The organism is Vulcanisaeta sp. JCM 16159 (assembly GCF_001316265.1).
Classification (GTDB): Archaea; Thermoproteota; Thermoprotei; order Thermoproteales; family Thermocladiaceae; genus Vulcanisaeta.
Genome location: NZ_BBDN01000008.1, coordinates 37,421 through 52,552, shown reverse-complemented (window position 1 = coordinate 52,552; position 15,132 = coordinate 37,421). Strand labels below are relative to the sequence as shown.

The 15,132-nt window shown below is 42.3% G+C and carries 15 protein-coding genes, 1 tRNA gene and 5 pseudogenes; 13 read left to right on the top strand and 8 right to left on the bottom strand.

Annotated features, from left to right (window positions below; translation table 11 throughout):
* The first annotated feature begins 55 nt into the window (after positions 1 to 55).
* Positions 56 to 2,679 (top strand): annotated as a pseudogene (locus JCM16159_RS08655) (DNA-directed DNA polymerase I).
* Positions 2,680 to 2,691: 12 nt separating this feature from the next.
* Here JCM16159_RS08655 and JCM16159_RS08650 read toward each other — a convergent pair.
* The 4 genes from JCM16159_RS08650 to JCM16159_RS08640 form a co-directional block, all read right to left on the bottom strand.
* Positions 2,692 to 3,132 carry a DUF2286 domain-containing protein gene (locus JCM16159_RS08650; RefSeq protein ID WP_054857618.1) on the bottom strand — a complete coding sequence of 147 codons (441 nt, stop codon included), beginning with the start codon at positions 3,130 to 3,132 and terminating at the stop codon, positions 2,692 to 2,694.
* A gap of 122 nt (positions 3,133 to 3,254) precedes the next feature.
* A complete protein-coding gene (locus tag JCM16159_RS16445; RefSeq protein WP_367834430.1) occupies positions 3,255 to 3,590 on the bottom strand; it encodes a hypothetical protein in 336 nt (111 codons plus the stop codon).
* A 53-nt stretch (positions 3,591 to 3,643) separates the two neighbouring features.
* The gene (locus tag JCM16159_RS16440; protein WP_243666439.1) at positions 3,644 to 3,868 is read right to left on the bottom strand and encodes a hypothetical protein; all 225 of its coding nucleotides are present in this window, start codon (positions 3,866 to 3,868) and stop codon (positions 3,644 to 3,646) included.
* Between the two features lie 57 nt (positions 3,869 to 3,925).
* On the bottom strand, positions 3,926 to 4,189 hold the full coding sequence (locus JCM16159_RS08640; RefSeq protein ID WP_243666438.1) for a PadR family transcriptional regulator: 264 nt from the start codon (positions 4,187 to 4,189) through the stop codon (positions 3,926 to 3,928).
* Between the two features lie 117 nt (positions 4,190 to 4,306).
* On the opposite strand from JCM16159_RS08640, the gene JCM16159_RS08635 reads away from it, so the two are divergent.
* The 3 genes from JCM16159_RS08635 to JCM16159_RS08625 all read left to right on the top strand — a co-directional run bounded on the left by JCM16159_RS08635 (position 4,307) and on the right by JCM16159_RS08625 (position 7,068).
* Positions 4,307 to 5,572 (top strand): Glu/Leu/Phe/Val dehydrogenase, encoded by a 1,266-nt coding sequence (locus JCM16159_RS08635; RefSeq protein WP_054857558.1) that lies wholly within the window; start codon positions 4,307 to 4,309, stop codon positions 5,570 to 5,572.
* A 138-nt stretch (positions 5,573 to 5,710) separates the two neighbouring features.
* Positions 5,711 to 6,931, top strand: coding sequence for an FprA family A-type flavoprotein (locus tag JCM16159_RS08630; protein ID WP_054857557.1), 1,221 nt, complete (start codon positions 5,711 to 5,713; stop codon positions 6,929 to 6,931).
* 61 nt (positions 6,932 to 6,992) lie between these two features.
* Positions 6,993 to 7,068: transfer RNA gene (locus tag JCM16159_RS08625), tRNA-Asn, on the top strand.
* A gap of 130 nt (positions 7,069 to 7,198) precedes the next feature.
* Here the strand turns inward: JCM16159_RS08625 and JCM16159_RS08620 are convergent.
* A pseudogene (locus tag JCM16159_RS08620) lies at positions 7,199 to 7,733 on the bottom strand (nicotinamide-nucleotide adenylyltransferase).
* A gap of 171 nt (positions 7,734 to 7,904) precedes the next feature.
* Here JCM16159_RS08620 and JCM16159_RS08615 point away from each other — a divergent pair.
* From JCM16159_RS08615 to nucS, 4 genes and pseudogenes are all read left to right on the top strand, one after another.
* Positions 7,905 to 9,100, top strand: a pseudogene (locus JCM16159_RS08615) (citrate/2-methylcitrate synthase).
* Positions 9,101 to 9,157: 57 nt separating this feature from the next.
* On the top strand, positions 9,158 to 9,385 hold the full coding sequence (locus JCM16159_RS08610; RefSeq protein WP_054857556.1) for a hypothetical protein: 228 nt from the start codon (positions 9,158 to 9,160) through the stop codon (positions 9,383 to 9,385).
* A complete protein-coding gene (locus JCM16159_RS08605; protein WP_054857555.1) occupies positions 9,382 to 9,756 on the top strand; it encodes a hypothetical protein in 375 nt (124 codons plus the stop codon). The genes JCM16159_RS08610 and JCM16159_RS08605 overlap by 4 nt, the downstream gene beginning before the upstream one ends.
* Positions 9,757 to 9,805: 49 nt before the next feature.
* Entirely contained in the window at positions 9,806 to 10,561 is a 756-nt protein-coding gene (gene nucS, locus JCM16159_RS08600) for an endonuclease NucS (protein ID WP_054857554.1), read from the top strand.
* Here nucS and JCM16159_RS08595 read toward each other — a convergent pair.
* On the bottom strand, positions 10,558 to 11,115 hold the full coding sequence (locus JCM16159_RS08595; RefSeq protein ID WP_054857553.1) for a hypothetical protein: 558 nt from the start codon (positions 11,113 to 11,115) through the stop codon (positions 10,558 to 10,560). The genes nucS and JCM16159_RS08595 overlap by 4 nt on opposite strands.
* A gap of 56 nt (positions 11,116 to 11,171) precedes the next feature.
* A pseudogene (locus tag JCM16159_RS08590) lies at positions 11,172 to 11,866 on the bottom strand (phosphoribosyltransferase).
* Between the two features lie 314 nt (positions 11,867 to 12,180).
* On the opposite strand from JCM16159_RS08590, the gene JCM16159_RS08585 reads away from it, so the two are divergent.
* From JCM16159_RS08585 to JCM16159_RS08575, 4 genes are all read left to right on the top strand, one after another.
* Positions 12,181 to 12,864: a DMT family transporter gene (locus tag JCM16159_RS08585; RefSeq protein ID WP_054857552.1), complete on the top strand. Its 684-nt coding sequence runs from the start codon at positions 12,181 to 12,183 to the stop codon at positions 12,862 to 12,864.
* 40 nt (positions 12,865 to 12,904) lie between these two features.
* Positions 12,905 to 13,690 carry an ERCC4 domain-containing protein gene (locus JCM16159_RS08580; protein WP_054857551.1) on the top strand — a complete coding sequence of 262 codons (786 nt, stop codon included), beginning with the start codon at positions 12,905 to 12,907 and terminating at the stop codon, positions 13,688 to 13,690.
* A complete protein-coding gene (locus JCM16159_RS16435; protein ID WP_367834411.1) occupies positions 13,690 to 13,869 on the top strand; it encodes a hypothetical protein in 180 nt (59 codons plus the stop codon). The genes JCM16159_RS08580 and JCM16159_RS16435 overlap by 1 nt, the downstream gene beginning before the upstream one ends.
* A 70-nt stretch (positions 13,870 to 13,939) precedes the next feature.
* Complete coding sequence (locus tag JCM16159_RS08575) at positions 13,940 to 14,170, top strand: histone family protein (RefSeq protein WP_013603668.1); 231 nt, start codon at positions 13,940 to 13,942, stop codon at positions 14,168 to 14,170.
* Positions 14,171 to 14,205: 35 nt separating this feature from the next.
* Here the strand turns inward: JCM16159_RS08575 and speD are convergent.
* Positions 14,206 to 14,597, bottom strand: a pseudogene (gene speD / locus JCM16159_RS16430) (adenosylmethionine decarboxylase).
* 75 nt (positions 14,598 to 14,672) lie between these two features.
* Between speD and JCM16159_RS08570 the strand changes: the two are divergent.
* Positions 14,673 to 15,131, top strand: coding sequence for an SAM-dependent methyltransferase (locus JCM16159_RS08570; RefSeq protein WP_054857550.1), 459 nt, complete (start codon positions 14,673 to 14,675; stop codon positions 15,129 to 15,131).
* Position 15,132 lies beyond the last annotated feature (1 nt).

The window sequence follows — 15,132 nt, the reverse complement described above, 5'->3', positions numbered from 1 at the left end:
GGTAGGGGAGCAACGAATTAATAAGTCAGTTATTATAGCTATATCTTGCTGGAAAATGAAGAGTAAAGAGTATAGGGAAGAAGAGGAGGAAGAGGAATTTGAAGAGGAGGAATTTGAGGAACGCGAGGAGGAAGAAGAAGAGGAAATAACAATAAAGGCTGAGACACCTCAGAACACACCGCCATCTATAGTGCTGACCGTGACCTACGATGGGAAGGTTGGTAAAGCCCTTGTTAAACTTTACGATCCAGTCAATGATAGAATTTACTTCTGGTACGATAACACTGGGCATAGGCCCTACCTACTAACTAACGTGAGGCCGGAAGAAATAATTACTAAGTTTACGAAGGTCATATTACATCCAGGGTTCAGCCACGTTGAAGCTATCGAGAAGTATGACCCATTGAGCGATAAGAAGATTATACTTACTAAGATTGATGCTAAGGATCCGTTGAGCATTGGAGGTAGGTCTGACTCAATAAGGGAGTTACTTCCAAAGACCTGGGAGTCAAGAATAAGGTACCACTTGTGCTACATATATGATAACGAGATCATACCTGGCATGTTCTATAGGGTTGAGGATGGAAAACTAGTGCAGGTGCCCATTGAGGTGCCTGTCGAGATCGAGGGATTCATAAATAAGTTGTACGCAAACGATAGGGAATTCCTTGAGGAGGCGAGGAGGTGGATACCGCTGTTCCAGGCCCCTGTACCAAACCTTAAGAGGCTATCCCTCGACATAGAGGTATTCACACCACAGGAGAATAGGGTGCCGAACCCCAGGGAGCTAATTATGAAATCATAGCCATAGGCCTTGCAGGTAGTGATGGACTAAAGAAGATCCTGGTCCTAAGGAGACCGGACATGGAGTTAAAGCCCGAGGACCTTGAGGACCTCATGTACGATGACGTCGAGGTGGAGTTCTTCGATAGCGAGTATGAAATGTTGAAAGAATTATTCTCAATAATCTTGCAATACCCAATACTGATTACATTTAACGGTGATAATTTCGACTTACCTTACATCTACCACAGGCCCTTAAGCTTGGTTTTAAGAAGGAGGAGATACCGATAATTCTGAGGAGGAACGAGGCATCCATAGCCCTCGGAATACATATCGACTTGTACAAGTTCTTCAATATCAGGGCTATCGAGGTATACGCCTTTGGTGGTAAGTATAGGGGCATGGATAGGACACTGGACACCATAGCCCACGCGGTAATAGGCATGTCTAAGCTGAGTAGGGATAAGCCCGTGTCGCAAATGAGCTACGTTGAGTTAATTAATTATAACTTTAGGGACGCCTTTCTGGGGCTTTATCTGACGACGTATGATAACAACCTAGTGCTGAGGCTAATAATATTGATGTCCAGGATTTCCAAGACACCGCCAGATGACTTAGTCAGGAGTCAAATATCGGCATGGATTAGGAACATGCTGTACTACGAGCATAGGAGGAGGGGTTGGTTAATACCTGAGAAGGAGGATATAGTTAAGGCTAAGGGTGACGTAGCGACTAGGGCTATTATTAAGGGTAAGAAGTACGCAGGTGCCATAGTCCTGGAACCAATGCCCGGCATATTCCCGAACGTCTACGTACTTGACTTCGCAAGTATGTACCCATCAGTGATAAAGCGTTGGAACATATCCTATGAAACCGTTAAATGCCCAAACGAGAAGGAACAAGGCAATAAGCCAATACCAGAACTACCCCATTGGGTGTGTAATGATAGAAAGGGACTGACTGCATTAATCGTTGGCTTACTCAGGGACCTAAGGGCCTATGTATATAAGAAATTAGCGAAATCTGCACAAAGTGAATTATTGAAGAGTTATTATAATGTCGTACAGAGCGCCCTCAAGGTCTTCATCAACGCATCATACGGCGTGTTAGGAGCCGAGGTTTTTCAGCTATATTGCCCACCTGCCGCTGAGTTAACGACCGCCCTAGCTAGGTACGTGTTATCAAAAACCGTATTAAAGGCACTTGAGCTTGGGTTAGTACCCATTTATGGGGACACTGATAGCCTATTCATTTGGAACCCTGACGAGAACAAGCTTAAGGAATTAATTGAATGGGTGGATAAGGAATTCGGCATTGAGATTGAGCTGGACAAGGTCTATAAATTAGTCGCCATGAGCGGAAGAAAAAAAAGAACTATGTCGGCATACTACAAAATGGTGAACTGGACATAAAGGGATTAGTTGGTAAAAAGAGGAACACACCTGACTTCGCTAAGGAGGCATTCAATGAGGTTATTAGCCTTCTCTCTGATATTCAGGGCCTTGAGGATGTCGGTAAGGTCGTTGAGGAGGTTAGGGATAAAGTCAGGGATTATTACAGGAAACTACAGAGAAAGGAGATACCACTTAACAAGTTGGCGATAAGAACCGCACTCACTAAGTCTCTTGAATCATACACAAAGAACACACCACAACATGTAAAGGCAGCGCTTCAATTAAAGAGCCTAGCTATAATGTAAGGCCTGGTGACATAATAATTTACGTAAAGACCACGGGTAAGGATGGAGTTAAGCCAATACAGTTGGCTAGGATTGATGAAATCGACCCAAATAAGTACATTGAGTACCTAAGGACATCGCTTGAGCAGGTCCTTGATGCCTTTGGGATAGAGTTTGAGAGTATAATGGGCTCATCAATAATAGATAATTACTCATGAAATGCCGTCAACCTACTCCTCAAGGAATTCCTCACCTTCTTCCTCACCCTCAGGTGTCAGTGATGACAGTATATTATTCACCACCTGGTTTATGACGTCATCATTTATGTAGGGCATTATAACGACGAACCTGTCGGCCTCCATGTCCTCACCCATCCACCTATTGCTGTATATTATCTCGTAGGTCGGTATCTCAACCTCAGCCTTATTACCGACCCTCTTAACACCGTACTTCTCAACCCTCCTATAGAGTTCCTTACTTAATGGTAAATCAAGACTTACCGTTTGAGACACTTTAAGTACTATGAAGTCTGACTCGTCTGGGTTCCATTGATCCAGTAGCTTTTTCACGTAGTTCTTCACGGTGTCTATTAAGCTCGACTTAACAATCTCCTTATTGGCTATGTTCTCATTCTCTACGTAAATAACCACATTCTCGCTCTCCTCAGCCATACCCACAATTATTGGCTTGAGGATCAATTATAAAAGCTTTAGCTTTTCCCTGTTATCGATAATCATTAATTAAGAAAACCAAGAAATGAACTAATGAAATCAACAAATCATTTCATTATAAGTCAAGTAGAGCTCAGAGATCTAACTGCCATGATTATCCTCTCCACAGCCGTAACATTTGTTAATAATGCGAGTAGTAAGAGACCATATAGTACCACTGCATCCATGCTCGTGACTATGAATATCAAAAGAATAAGTAGTATGAGAATTAGCCTTTCCTCCCTCTCAAGTAAGCCAATACCCATCATCTTAATACCAAGTGCCTCAGCCCTAGCTCTTGCGTAGCTTGTCATTAATGAACCCAGTATTGCGAATAATAATGACAGTATACTCAGTAGACCCCTATTGCTAATTATCCAGAGATCAATTAATGCTATAAAATCAACATACCTATCCAGTGTGGAATCCAGAAAAGCGCCAAGCCTGGAGGTCCTTCCCCAATACCTGGCAACTAAGCGTCAAGCATATCAAATGCGCTTGTAATTATCAATAGTATGAACGTTAATACGTAGGCCCAGTAATAATGCAACCACATTAAGTAGGGTGTTGGCAATGCGATAACTAATGAAGCTATCGTTAGTGCATTGGGGTTTCTAGGCATAACTCTCGCAAGGCCTTTTTCGAGAACTCTCCTACCCATCCTTTCTATCCTGTCCTTAAGCCTTCCCAGAACCACAGTCAACACCGCAATTAAAAACCTCCTTAAGAATTACGGATATGAAGTCCCTAGCCCTTAACCAAAGCTCCATGGTTTCCGGCTCAACCTATACATTTTAGATCCATCACTCATGAACGTCTCCACTAAACCATCTCTCTCCATCTTGTAAAGCACTACGTAAACACCAACATTCGTTATATTAATGTTAAAGCGCTCTCTAACCTCCCTAGCTATTTCATAACCATACATGGGTCTCTCCATTAATAACTTGACCACATAAATCCACAGATTTTCCTTGGTTAATTTAGCCATAAGCCTATTGAGCGCCTTCTGGCTCATGAGATTCTCAGGGATAATCATTGATTAATAACTTTAAATGCTAATCTAGGTCGTCAATGTTCATATTACATAAGCCAATAGAGAAAGATTTAATAACCCATCACTTACATAGTCTCGATGTCACTAAGGGGAACTACATTCCTAGAAAGTGTCCTACAAACACTAAAGAGAGCTATAGAGCTAGGCGGATATCCAGAGGAGGTCTATGAAATCCTAAGTAGGCCCCAGAGAATAATAACCGTTAACATACCCGTTAGGATGGATAATGGAAAGATACAGGTATTCACGGGTTACAGGGTACAGCACAACAACGCCTTAGGACCGTATAAGGGCGGTATAAGGTTCCACCCAGAGGTAACGCTTGAGGAAGACATAGCACTGGCCACGGTAATGACCTTCAAGAACTCATTAAATGGCCTACCATATGGTGGAGGCAAAGGCGCAATTGCAGTTGATCCTAAGAAATTAAGCAAGAAGGAACTTGAGGAACTAAGCAGGGGCTATGCAAGGGCATTGGCGCCCTTCATAGGTCCTGAAGTTGATATACCAGCACCCGATGTTGGTACTGACCCGCAGATAATGGCCTGGATGGTTGATGAGTACAGCAAAATATCAGGTCACAACGTACCTGGCGTATTCACAGCAAAGCCAGTGATACTATGGGGCAACCCAGTTAGGGAGTACTCCACTGGCTTTGGCGTGGCAGTCTGGGCTAGGGAGGCTGCTAAGAAGTTATGGGGTGGAATTGAGGGTAAGACCGTGGCAATTCAAGGATTTGGTAATGTGGGTTACTGGGGAGCCTATTGGCTGGAGAAGATGGGCGCTAAGGTAGTTGCCGTAACAGACAGCAAAGGCGGTGTCTATAACCCGAACGGTCTCAAGCTAGCGGATGTTAAGGCAGTTAAGGATAAGACAGGTACAGTAATGAACTACGATGCCTCAGGAACGAGGAAAATAACCAACGATGAAGTGCTTGAACTACCGGTTGATATACTCGTACCCGCCGCACTGGAGAACGTTATACACAGGGGCAATGCAAATAACATAAAGGCCAAACTAATAGTTGAGGGCGCAAATGGACCAACGACTGCTGATGCCGAGAAAACACTGCACTCGAAGGGTGTCTGGATATTGCCCGACCTAGCAGCTAATGCTGGCGGTGTCGTGATGTCATACCTAGAGTGGGTTGAGAACCTGCAGTGGTACTTCTGGGATGAGGAGGAGACGAGGAATAGGCTAGAGAGGATATTGCTTGACACATTCAATAGGGTAATGAATAGGTGGAGTAAGCTGGGTACGAGCCAGGTAACGATAAGGGAAGCGGCATACGTAGAGGCTGTGGACAGGATATACAACGCAATGAAGGTTAGGGGCTGGATCTAATGAATAAATTTGAATAAGAATAAATATAAAAACATAATTTTTCATATTTTAGTATATTAATTTTAATTGAAATAGAGAAGTTATTTTAAGTAAACATACTATACTTGACTTAAAATTCACATTATTTTAAGTATTGTAATGAGAATCGAGAATAGCGTAGTCATAGATAAGGTGAGTAAGGATCTAATTATTCTAAGATACAACGACACATCAACTAAGTACTTTGAGGCTTTATGGGAAATACCGGAGGGGGTCACATATAATGCGTATTTACTGATTGATGGCGATACTACGGTACTTTTCGATACCTGGAAGAAGGGCTTAGAGAGTGAGTTTCTTAATACCTTAAATTCCGTAATCGATATACGTGACTTGGACTACGTCGTTATTCATCACATGGAACCAGACCACAGCGGTTCAATAAAGACTTTGTATGAAAGAAACCCAGGTATTACCTTCATCGGTCACCCAATGACCAGTAAATTAATGAGAAATCTCTATGGAATAAGTCCTAAATTCAGGGCTGTTAAGGATAACGAGACGTTAAGCACAAAGAATTACCAGTTGGCATTTATCCACGCACCATGGCTTCACTGGCCCGAGACCATGTTCACGTACATACCCCAAATAAAGGCCTTGATAACCTGTGATGTCTTTGGTGCGTACACGATACCTAAGTCAGTGTTTATTGATGAATTAAGCGATGAGTACATATCATCAATGAGAAAGTACTTTGCGAACATAATTGGTTTTTACAAGGATAACGTCATTAAAAACCTCGATAAAGTACTAGCAGTGACTGAAGGCAATATCGAAATTATCGCGCCCGCCCACGGCGCAGTGATCAAGGGAAACCTCGTAAATAAAGCCATTAACCTATATAGGGAATTCACGTTGAAAACACCAGTTAATAGGAAGATAGTAATTGCGTATTCCTCAATGTATGGCTTCGTCGATGGTATAATGAGTCATGTGGCTCACGTACTTAGTGATTGGGGATTTAACGTTAGTATTTATAAGTTTACGGATAAGGAAAGAGCAAGTATTGGTGACTTAATTGGAGAGGCAAATAACGCACTTGGTATAGTCCTTGGGGTGTCCACATACGATACCGAGCCATTCCCACTGATGGACTACATAATCAACCTATTGATAAAGAAGTTAAAGGGTGGAAAGCCAGTACTACTAATAACGGATTATGGATGGGGTGATGTGGTGCTTAGGCATGTAAAAACAAGGCTTGAGAAGGCGGACTTCACGGTAATAGATGCGATAAGTGTAAATGGTATACCAACAAAGGAGGACCTAGATAAAATAGATATAGCATTACAAAGCCTTAAACAGGCACTTACCCAATGAGGCAATCAACCCTATAACCAGGACAAAAAAAACTTAAATTCTAACAAGGCAACATTGGCTTGCCGCCGTAGCTCAGCCCGGTAGAGCGGCGGGCTGTTAACCCGTAGGTCCCGGGTTCAAATCCCGCGGCGGCGCCAGAAGCGCGTTCAATCCCTCCTAACCATGCAATATAAACACGAGGCATTATGCTATGAAATTTATAAAAATCAATGCTTTTCGTTATTAGGAAGTTTATGATTATTAATTGAGGTTATTGTTAACGATTACTTACCATTTATGCGGTTCTGCTTCGCCTGTGGCTATGGTCTTTAGTCTTTCTATTCCGTTTATCTTCCTTATTATTTCAGCCACTGATTTTGGTACGAGATCTTCCCACTCAGGATCACCTTTAAGCATTAATTCCCTAATCCTCGTGGAGTTGTACTTCTGCCTGTCATAGAGTGGTTGTTGCCTTACCTCAATGCCTGCCTCCCTGAGTAACATGGCCACGAATGGATTACCCGTGTAAGCCACTTGGAATGGTGGTACGTATGACCTTAAATACCCAAACCACGCAGCGTTATTCTCGATATTGGGTATTGGCACTATTATCACCCTCGACAAATCCACGCCACCTTCTCTCAAAGCCTCCCTCAACATCCAAATCCTCTCCCCAACCGTGAATGTCCTTAATTATGTAATTGAACTGTGCGGAACCAATCACTACCACCAACTCATCAACCTCATTGAGTATATCCCTCACCGCCCAAACATGGCCCCAATGTGGTGGTTGGAACCTGCCGATGAAGAGACCTCTGGTCATTGAATTCACATGTTAATTAAATTTAGTGGTATTAAGCCTTTTATTGTTAATAATGGCGCCCTTAGTTTTATAGTTATCTATTAAGAACTCGACAGTTGACTAACACCTTAAACCTAATTAAACTATATACTAGGATAGTATTTAAATAAGTGACTGTAGGGTTAAGGACGTATGAGCGAGGAAGTTAAGGAGGTTAAGATTGAGACAAGTGGTAAAGTTATTCAAAGCCCATGTGGCCTATAATTCACGGTCTTGAGGATGTTCTCGTAAAGACTACTACCATAAGTGATATTGATGGTAAAAACGGTATCCTTTGGTACAGGGGTTATAGGATCGATGACCTAGCTAAGTACTCAACCTTCGAGGAAGTTGCATACCTAATACTATATGGCAAGTTACCCAATAAGAAGGAGCTTGATGACTTCAAGGCATTACTAGCATCATACAGGGACCTGCCCAATGAAGTTTATTCAGTAGTAACAACCCTGGGTAAAGCCAAGGCTCACCCAATGCTTGCCCTAGAGGCCGGCGTGGCTGCCCTAGGGGCATTTGATGAGAACCCAAGTGATTATAGCAAAGAGGCCAACCTCAAGAGGGCTGTTAAGTTAACGTCAGCCCTACCAATAATGATAGCTGCACACTACAGGGCCAGTAGGGGCCTAGACCTTGTTAAGCCCAGGAAGGATTTGAGCCACGCCGCCAACTTCCTCTACATGATGTTTGGGAAGGAGCCTGATGAAACATCAACAAAGGCAATAGACCTATACCTAGTCCTCCACATTGACCATGAGGTACCAGCATCAACATTCGCGACGTTAGTCGCAATATCAACATGGACAGACCTATACTCGGCGATAGCGGCTGGCATTGCCACACTGAAGGGCCCACTCCATGGTGGCGCGAATGAGGCCGCAATGAAGCAGTACCTGGAGATTGGGAAGCCCGAGAACGCCAGGCCATATGTGGAGAAACTGCTTGCCGAGGGTAAGAGGTTAATGGGCGTTGGCCATAGAGTGTACAAGGCCTATGACCCGAGGGCTAGGATATACAAGGAACTCGTCAAGCAATTAAGTGAGGCTAAGGGTAATATGACGTGGTATAGGATCGCCGAGGAGGTGGAGAAGGTGGTCCTCGAGAAGTTGGCCCCCAAGAAGCTTTATCCAAACATTGATTTCTGGAGTGGCATAGCAATGTACTTGCTTGGAATACCCTATGAGTATTACACGCCAATATTCGCAATGTCAAGGGTCGTTGGATGGTCCGCCCACGCCATAGAGTACCTAGACCAACACAGACTGTTTAGGCCTAGGGCATGCTATACAGGTCCTCATGACGTGCCCTATGTACCCATTGATAAGAGACAATAATGAATACTTCACCAGTAAAAAGTGTTAAAAAGATATACTTTATTGTTTTTGATCTCGATGCGAAGTGCTGAATTATTAGCGGAATTGAAAAAGATGCATACCGAGCTAAAGGGTTTGGCCGCCAGGGCGGTGGTTAATTACATAATGACCGAGGTTCATGAAATTAATTCAATAAGTGACGAGGAACTTAATAATGTACTACGTAACGCTCTAAGCCTAATAGAGATTGAAGATAACGATATTCACAGGGTAAAGGAGATAATTAAGAAGATGATTGACGCATGAGTCTCGTCTATTTAATTAAATGGAGGGAGTGCCTTAATTATGTTGTCAGGGATGGAAACGTAAGCATACTCAACCTAAGTGAGGAGGGGGCCCTCGTAATGGCTAATGACGATACCGACTTCATGAACCATGCCCTTGACAGTGGATGCACAGCATATGCCAGATACTATAGGTTTAGAGTGATTAAATCAGGCAATTTAGACGAGGTAATAAAAATCATTAAACCTCTTGACTTGTGGATTGAAAATAAGACACTAAATATGGTCATTAATCCACTAAGACTTAGCATAATCGACATTGCCAGAGTCCTCGATGAATTAAACTTTGAGTTGGAGTTGATAAGCGAGGACGATGTTGAATATACGAAATAGTGGTAAAAGGAAACTTCTTATGCCCGCAATTTAATGAAAAACACCCATAATGAGCATTACAAGCTTCATGGGTAAGGAAACCACGCCCGACCTAGAATACCTAGTAGACCCAATGCCTACTGAGGCTCTCCGACTCATTAACCTTAGGAAAAGTACACATGTAATGCTTATTTACGGAGACATGACAGCATCATATGAAGGTAGGGCTAAGTCGCAGCTCGAGGAATTAATGCCGAGGCTTGTCGTATCGAAGCCCGACGGTACCTTCATGATTCATGAAGCTAGTAAAGAGAGACCTCGTTTATGGAACCCACCACCATCAACATTGTATGCCTCAATAAACCTGGGCGTGTTGACGCTCAGGAGTGTTAGGGCTAGCCCGAGGGAGGTCGTTATTGTGGAGATACCTGTTATTAGATTTATTGGTGCCGTGAGACTTGGTGTTACGTTGAATTATAGGGTTTTTGGTACGGAGGAAGATATGGTTAATGCCATCGTCAATAATCCAAGTATTGTTGAAGAGGGGTTGCAGGTAATCGCCAGAGAGTACCACACAATTGTCGGTGACATAGACATACTTGGTAAAGATTCTAAGGGTAACCTAGTTGTCATTGAGTGCAAGCGCTCGCAAGCAGGTCCGGAGGCTGTTAATCAGCTTAAGCGTTATGTCGAACACCTGAGCCAGAAGGAGGACAGGAACGTTAGGGGTATCTTGGTTGCTCCGTCTATTTCCTCCGCGGCTTATCATTACTTAAGATCGTACGGCCTTGAGTTTAGGCGTGTTGAACCTAAGGGCATGCTTTAGTTATATGGCATGGCTAATAACAGTATTATGAGTACCATGGCGAGGATCACCGACATTATATACCAGCGTAATGAGAGGAGAACCAAGTCCTTGAATTCTCTATCTTTTCCGTAATTAATTAACAATAGTATAAAAAGCAGTCCATCAGCTGAGGGTATTGCCATTATTAACGATAGTATTATCGTTCCTGCCATTAATGATATTGCCGCATCGCCAGATACTGCGTTTGTGGCGATCCCATTAGTAACCCACTGGGCTGCCGTGTTCCAGATGCCGTAAAGTGGTATTAACGATGGACCTAGGTTTATCATGTAATTCGTTAATTCATAAGAAAATACCGCTATTGGAGATATTGATGTAAGGTTATTTTTCTCCGACTGCATCTGGTTTATTTCTTGATTAACGGCTGCAGCGAATTGCTGGCTAGGCTTTATGGCGTAGCCAAAGAAGTAGGCTGCTAAGAAGAGCAGCAGCAATATTAGGTATAAGTATATTCTAAATCTCCCTAGTTTACCTATTATGGATACTCTTATCCTCTCCTCTTGTGTTAGCATTTATTGTTCACTAATCGTGGGCTTTAAAAATGATTACTCTCTCACACACTATTACATCATGACCTAAGTACTATGTGCTCAACGCCATCCTTATAAGTCCTGATAACCACGCCTTGTCTCTCAAGGTTCCTAAGGGCCAGGTCTATGTACGTGACCTTAACCTTGAGGACCTCTTCACCGTACCAATCAATCATCCTATTAATTATTTCATTCAACGTCCACTCCCTCTTACCGGCCTTAGACTCCTCAGTCAGCACCCTCCTTATGAAGTTCGTCATGTCCTCAGTGACGTTCCATGGATAAACAAACCAAACCCAATCCCTAACCTCAATTGCCCAGTAATCAGGCTTGAACTTGGCAACGGTTGATATCCACTGGAGGCTGCGGTCCTCACTTCCACGTTCTTATTATTACGCTCTATGTATTCCTTAGCCAATTGTATTGAGTCCCCCGTATCCACTATGTCATCAATCACAAGAACCTTCTTACCGCTTAAGTCAACGGAAAGTGGGTACTTAATGTATGCCTTCTCAGCAACCTGGGCCGTTGATGGCCAATGGACAACCTGAAGGCTAATTAGATCAGATATGCCTAGATAATCGCAAACAAGCCTTGCAGGTGCATAGCCACCCCTAGCTATTGCAACTACAATATCGGGTAACCACCCTGAATCTTTTATTTTCATTGATAGTACCCTAGCCCATTCAGTTATTTCATCCCAACTGACTAACTTTATTGGTACCTTAACCACGTTTTTTTGTTAATTCTCATGGTTGATTTATAAATTTCATGTCCCACACCCAATATTATGAATCATTAATAATACTTTTATTTAAACCCTGAAACCATTAACTAAGATTATGCAATTCAGGTACTATTTATTGCTTATAATTGCGGTGATGGCAATATCCTGGGCCTCAATATTAACACTACTATCTGGCGCTCAACCAATAGCAGTAGCTTCTGGAGAACTGCTATAGCCGCGGCAGTATTATCGCCATTATTAATTATTGAAAAAAAAGAAGAAATAATACCTACGCACCATTAAGAAATGAGACAATATTAATGGTAGTTAGCGGTATTGCACTAGCTACGCACTTCATGACCTGGATTGAGAGCCTATACCTAACCAACGTGGCCGCAAGTACTACACTGGTATCCACATACCCGATATTCACGTTAGCAATGGGTAAATTAATTGGCGAAAAAGTTGGTAAACGCTCGATACTCGGTACCCTAGTGGCCTTCCTTGGTATTGTATTGATCACAGTACCCGAGTTTTACGTAAGTATGAAGGCATTAATTGGCGATTTACTTGCACTAGTCGGTTCAATGTCTGGCGCCGTGTATTTCCTAGTGGGTAGGTTCATTAGGGTTAAGGTATCCTTAGCTATGTACACAGTGCCAGTCTACAGTGTTTCAGCCCTAACAACGCTATTCGTTGGATTAATACTGCATTCAAGGTTTTGGCCATATCCACTATACACCTGGCTTTACATATTAATGATCGTACTTGGCCCAATGTTACTTGGTCATACATTGCTAAATTATTCCCTTAGGTATTCGAGGGCCATAACCATAACCACATCAACATTGGGTGAACCAATCGTTGCCTCATTACTTGCATACATAATATTTCACCAAGTCCCTCGGGCATTGACCGTTGTTGGCATCGTCATGACATTACTTGGTATTTACATGGTTATTTCCGAGGAGACTAGGATGCAGAATGACTTAAGTGAGGATTAGGTAAATTAATTAGTTCTTAACTTAACTGTTTGGGGATTTTGTGGATTGTATTATAATAGTTGATTCACGGGAGTATGAAACGGCTGAGGAGGTCGTTAAGTGGATTAAGAGATTAGGTTGTAGTGTTGTTCCTCGTAAACTGGATATTGGCGATTACGTACTGCCTAACAATGTTGGTATTGAACGTAAGAGGGCTATGGACTTCATATCATCAATAGTTGATGGCAGACTCTTTGAACAAAGCAAGGAATTATTAAGCGCGTTTGATAAGGCCTACGTAATTGTTGAGGGTGACTTATGGAGAGCCTTGAATAGGAGGGATGTACATAAGCACTCTGTACTCGGTGCATTAAGCACGTTGGTTAATATAGGCGTTAAGGTGTTATATACGCCTGATGAGGAGGGTACGGCCTATGTAATGAAGTCACTGGCGGAGAAGATGGGAAGTAAAGGTATTAAGGCCTTGCCAGTTAAGAGGGGCGAGACGATTAGGGATGCCCAGGTTCAATTTTTATCATCATTACCTGGCATAGGTCCGAAGAGGGCGGAGGCATTATTGAGAACGTTTGGAACTCCACTCGATGCATTGAACAACCTGGGACAATGGACTAGAAGGGTTGATAATATTAACGAGGGCATAGTTAGCCTTGTCAGGAAAATATTGACTACCAGATATGGTGATGAGGAAAACAATGCTGTAATCCCGATAGATGAGGCTATTAAAGAAACTGGTGATAATAAGAATTACGATAGTAGAGATAGCAAAAACAGTGAAGATAATATTAATAGTAGGCGTAATATAATGGATTTCCTCGGTGATAAATAATGGTAATTACCTGCCCATACTGCGGCATGAATAATTGGACAATGGTGCAATTCCTAAGTAAGAGAGGCAGTGAGAATTTTATCGTGGTTTGTCGCTGTAATAATTGCGGTAAAATTTTCTATCTATATAAGACGAAATTCGCAACATTAACCTATAAATTAGAAGAAATAGGACTTTAATAAATGGCGTAATTTCTTACGTGTAGAAAGAGGAAAAATCCTTAAATACTTATTTTGAGAAAAACCATCAATGCCAGAATTACCACTGGCACCAATAGATAGAATTTTCCATAAAGCTGGTGCTGAAAGAGTAGGTGAAGATGCAATACAAGCATTGAGAGATATCCTTGAATATATTGCGTTTGATATAGCAACAAAGAGTATAGAATTAGCGAGACATGCTGGAAGAAAGACCGTTACTGCTGATGATGTTAAGACAGCAATTAGAATACTTAGGTGTATACCTGCACCCACATCATAATGAAATTAAAATATTTCTCTTTTTAAATTTATTAATTATTCGCTGGATCTATCCGCATAATTAACGATATATTTCCTCGGCTTAAGAACACTCACAATATAGTTAAATGCCTTATTTGGCATGCTATGGTCGCCGCATGTATATACATCAACCGTGGCAAACCTATAGACGGGCCATGTATGTATCGCTATGTGGCTCTCTACAACTAGGGCAAGTACGCTGACACCCTCTTTATCGCCATTTATGAACTTCCAGGACTTAACCTCAACCAGGTGTACATTGGCTATTTCGGCGGCCTTTATTACTAATGACCGTAAGAACTTCTCATCACTTAAAATGTTTGGGTCGACCCGTATAGGTTACCATATATGTGCTTACCGATCACCCCATTTAACCTTTCATATCCCAGTTGGGATGTTGTGGACATGGCTTTGAGTTCTAAGAACCCCGTATAGGGCATGCCTTTAAATCCTTTTCCTTTAAAAGAACAGGAAGTATCGGAATGACAGTACCTTATGTACCAACACCACGTGATGTTGCCATAGAAATGCTTAGGTTAGCGAATGTAAGGCCTGGGGAGGTTGTTGTTGACCCTGGTGCTGGTGAGTGCAATATCGTAGTGTTAGCAGCCACGATATTTAATGCCATTGGTATAGGTATTGAAATTAACCCAGCACTTGTTAGGTCATGTATTGAGACCTTCGAGAAGTTGGGGTTGAAAGGCAGAGCGTATGTCGTATGGGGCGACTTGTTTGATTTTAATTACTCAATAGCTGACGTAATAACGTTGTACTTGGGTAGTGATGCTAATGAGAAAATACGACTGAAATTAAGTAAGGAGCTAAGACGCGGCTCTCGCGTGGTTAGTCACGACTTTGAGGTACCTGGTTGGCGGCCTATAAAATCCATTGTTGTTAATGGTCCATTTAGAACGCACAGAATTTATTTATATATCATCTAGA

Excerpts from the sequence above, each read along its gene's own strand:
- JCM16159_RS08650 (WP_054857618.1), bottom strand. The coding sequence starts at position 3,132 with ATGGCTGAGGAGAGCGAGAATGTGGTTATTTACGTAGAGAATGAGAAC.
- JCM16159_RS08640 (WP_243666438.1), bottom strand. The coding sequence starts at position 4,189 with ATGAGCCAGAAGGCGCTCAATAGGCTTATGGCTAAATTAACCAAGGAA.
- JCM16159_RS08635 (WP_054857558.1), top strand. The coding sequence starts at position 4,307 with ATGTCACTAAGGGGAACTACATTCCTAGAAAGTGTCCTACAAACACTA.
- JCM16159_RS08630 (WP_054857557.1), top strand. The coding sequence starts at position 5,711 with ATGAGAATCGAGAATAGCGTAGTCATAGATAAGGTGAGTAAGGATCTA.
- JCM16159_RS08610 (WP_054857556.1), top strand. The coding sequence starts at position 9,158 with ATGCGAAGTGCTGAATTATTAGCGGAATTGAAAAAGATGCATACCGAG.
- JCM16159_RS08605 (WP_054857555.1), top strand. The coding sequence starts at position 9,382 with ATGAGTCTCGTCTATTTAATTAAATGGAGGGAGTGCCTTAATTATGTT.
- nucS (WP_054857554.1), top strand. The coding sequence starts at position 9,806 with ATGAGCATTACAAGCTTCATGGGTAAGGAAACCACGCCCGACCTAGAA.
- JCM16159_RS08595 (WP_054857553.1), bottom strand. The coding sequence starts at position 11,115 with ATGCTAACACAAGAGGAGAGGATAAGAGTATCCATAATAGGTAAACTA.
- JCM16159_RS08585 (WP_054857552.1), top strand. The coding sequence starts at position 12,181 with ATGGTAGTTAGCGGTATTGCACTAGCTACGCACTTCATGACCTGGATT.
- JCM16159_RS16435 (WP_367834411.1), top strand. The coding sequence starts at position 13,690 with ATGGTAATTACCTGCCCATACTGCGGCATGAATAATTGGACAATGGTG.
- JCM16159_RS08575 (WP_013603668.1), top strand. The coding sequence starts at position 13,940 with ATGCCAGAATTACCACTGGCACCAATAGATAGAATTTTCCATAAAGCT.
- JCM16159_RS08570 (WP_054857550.1), top strand. The coding sequence starts at position 14,673 with ATGACAGTACCTTATGTACCAACACCACGTGATGTTGCCATAGAAATG.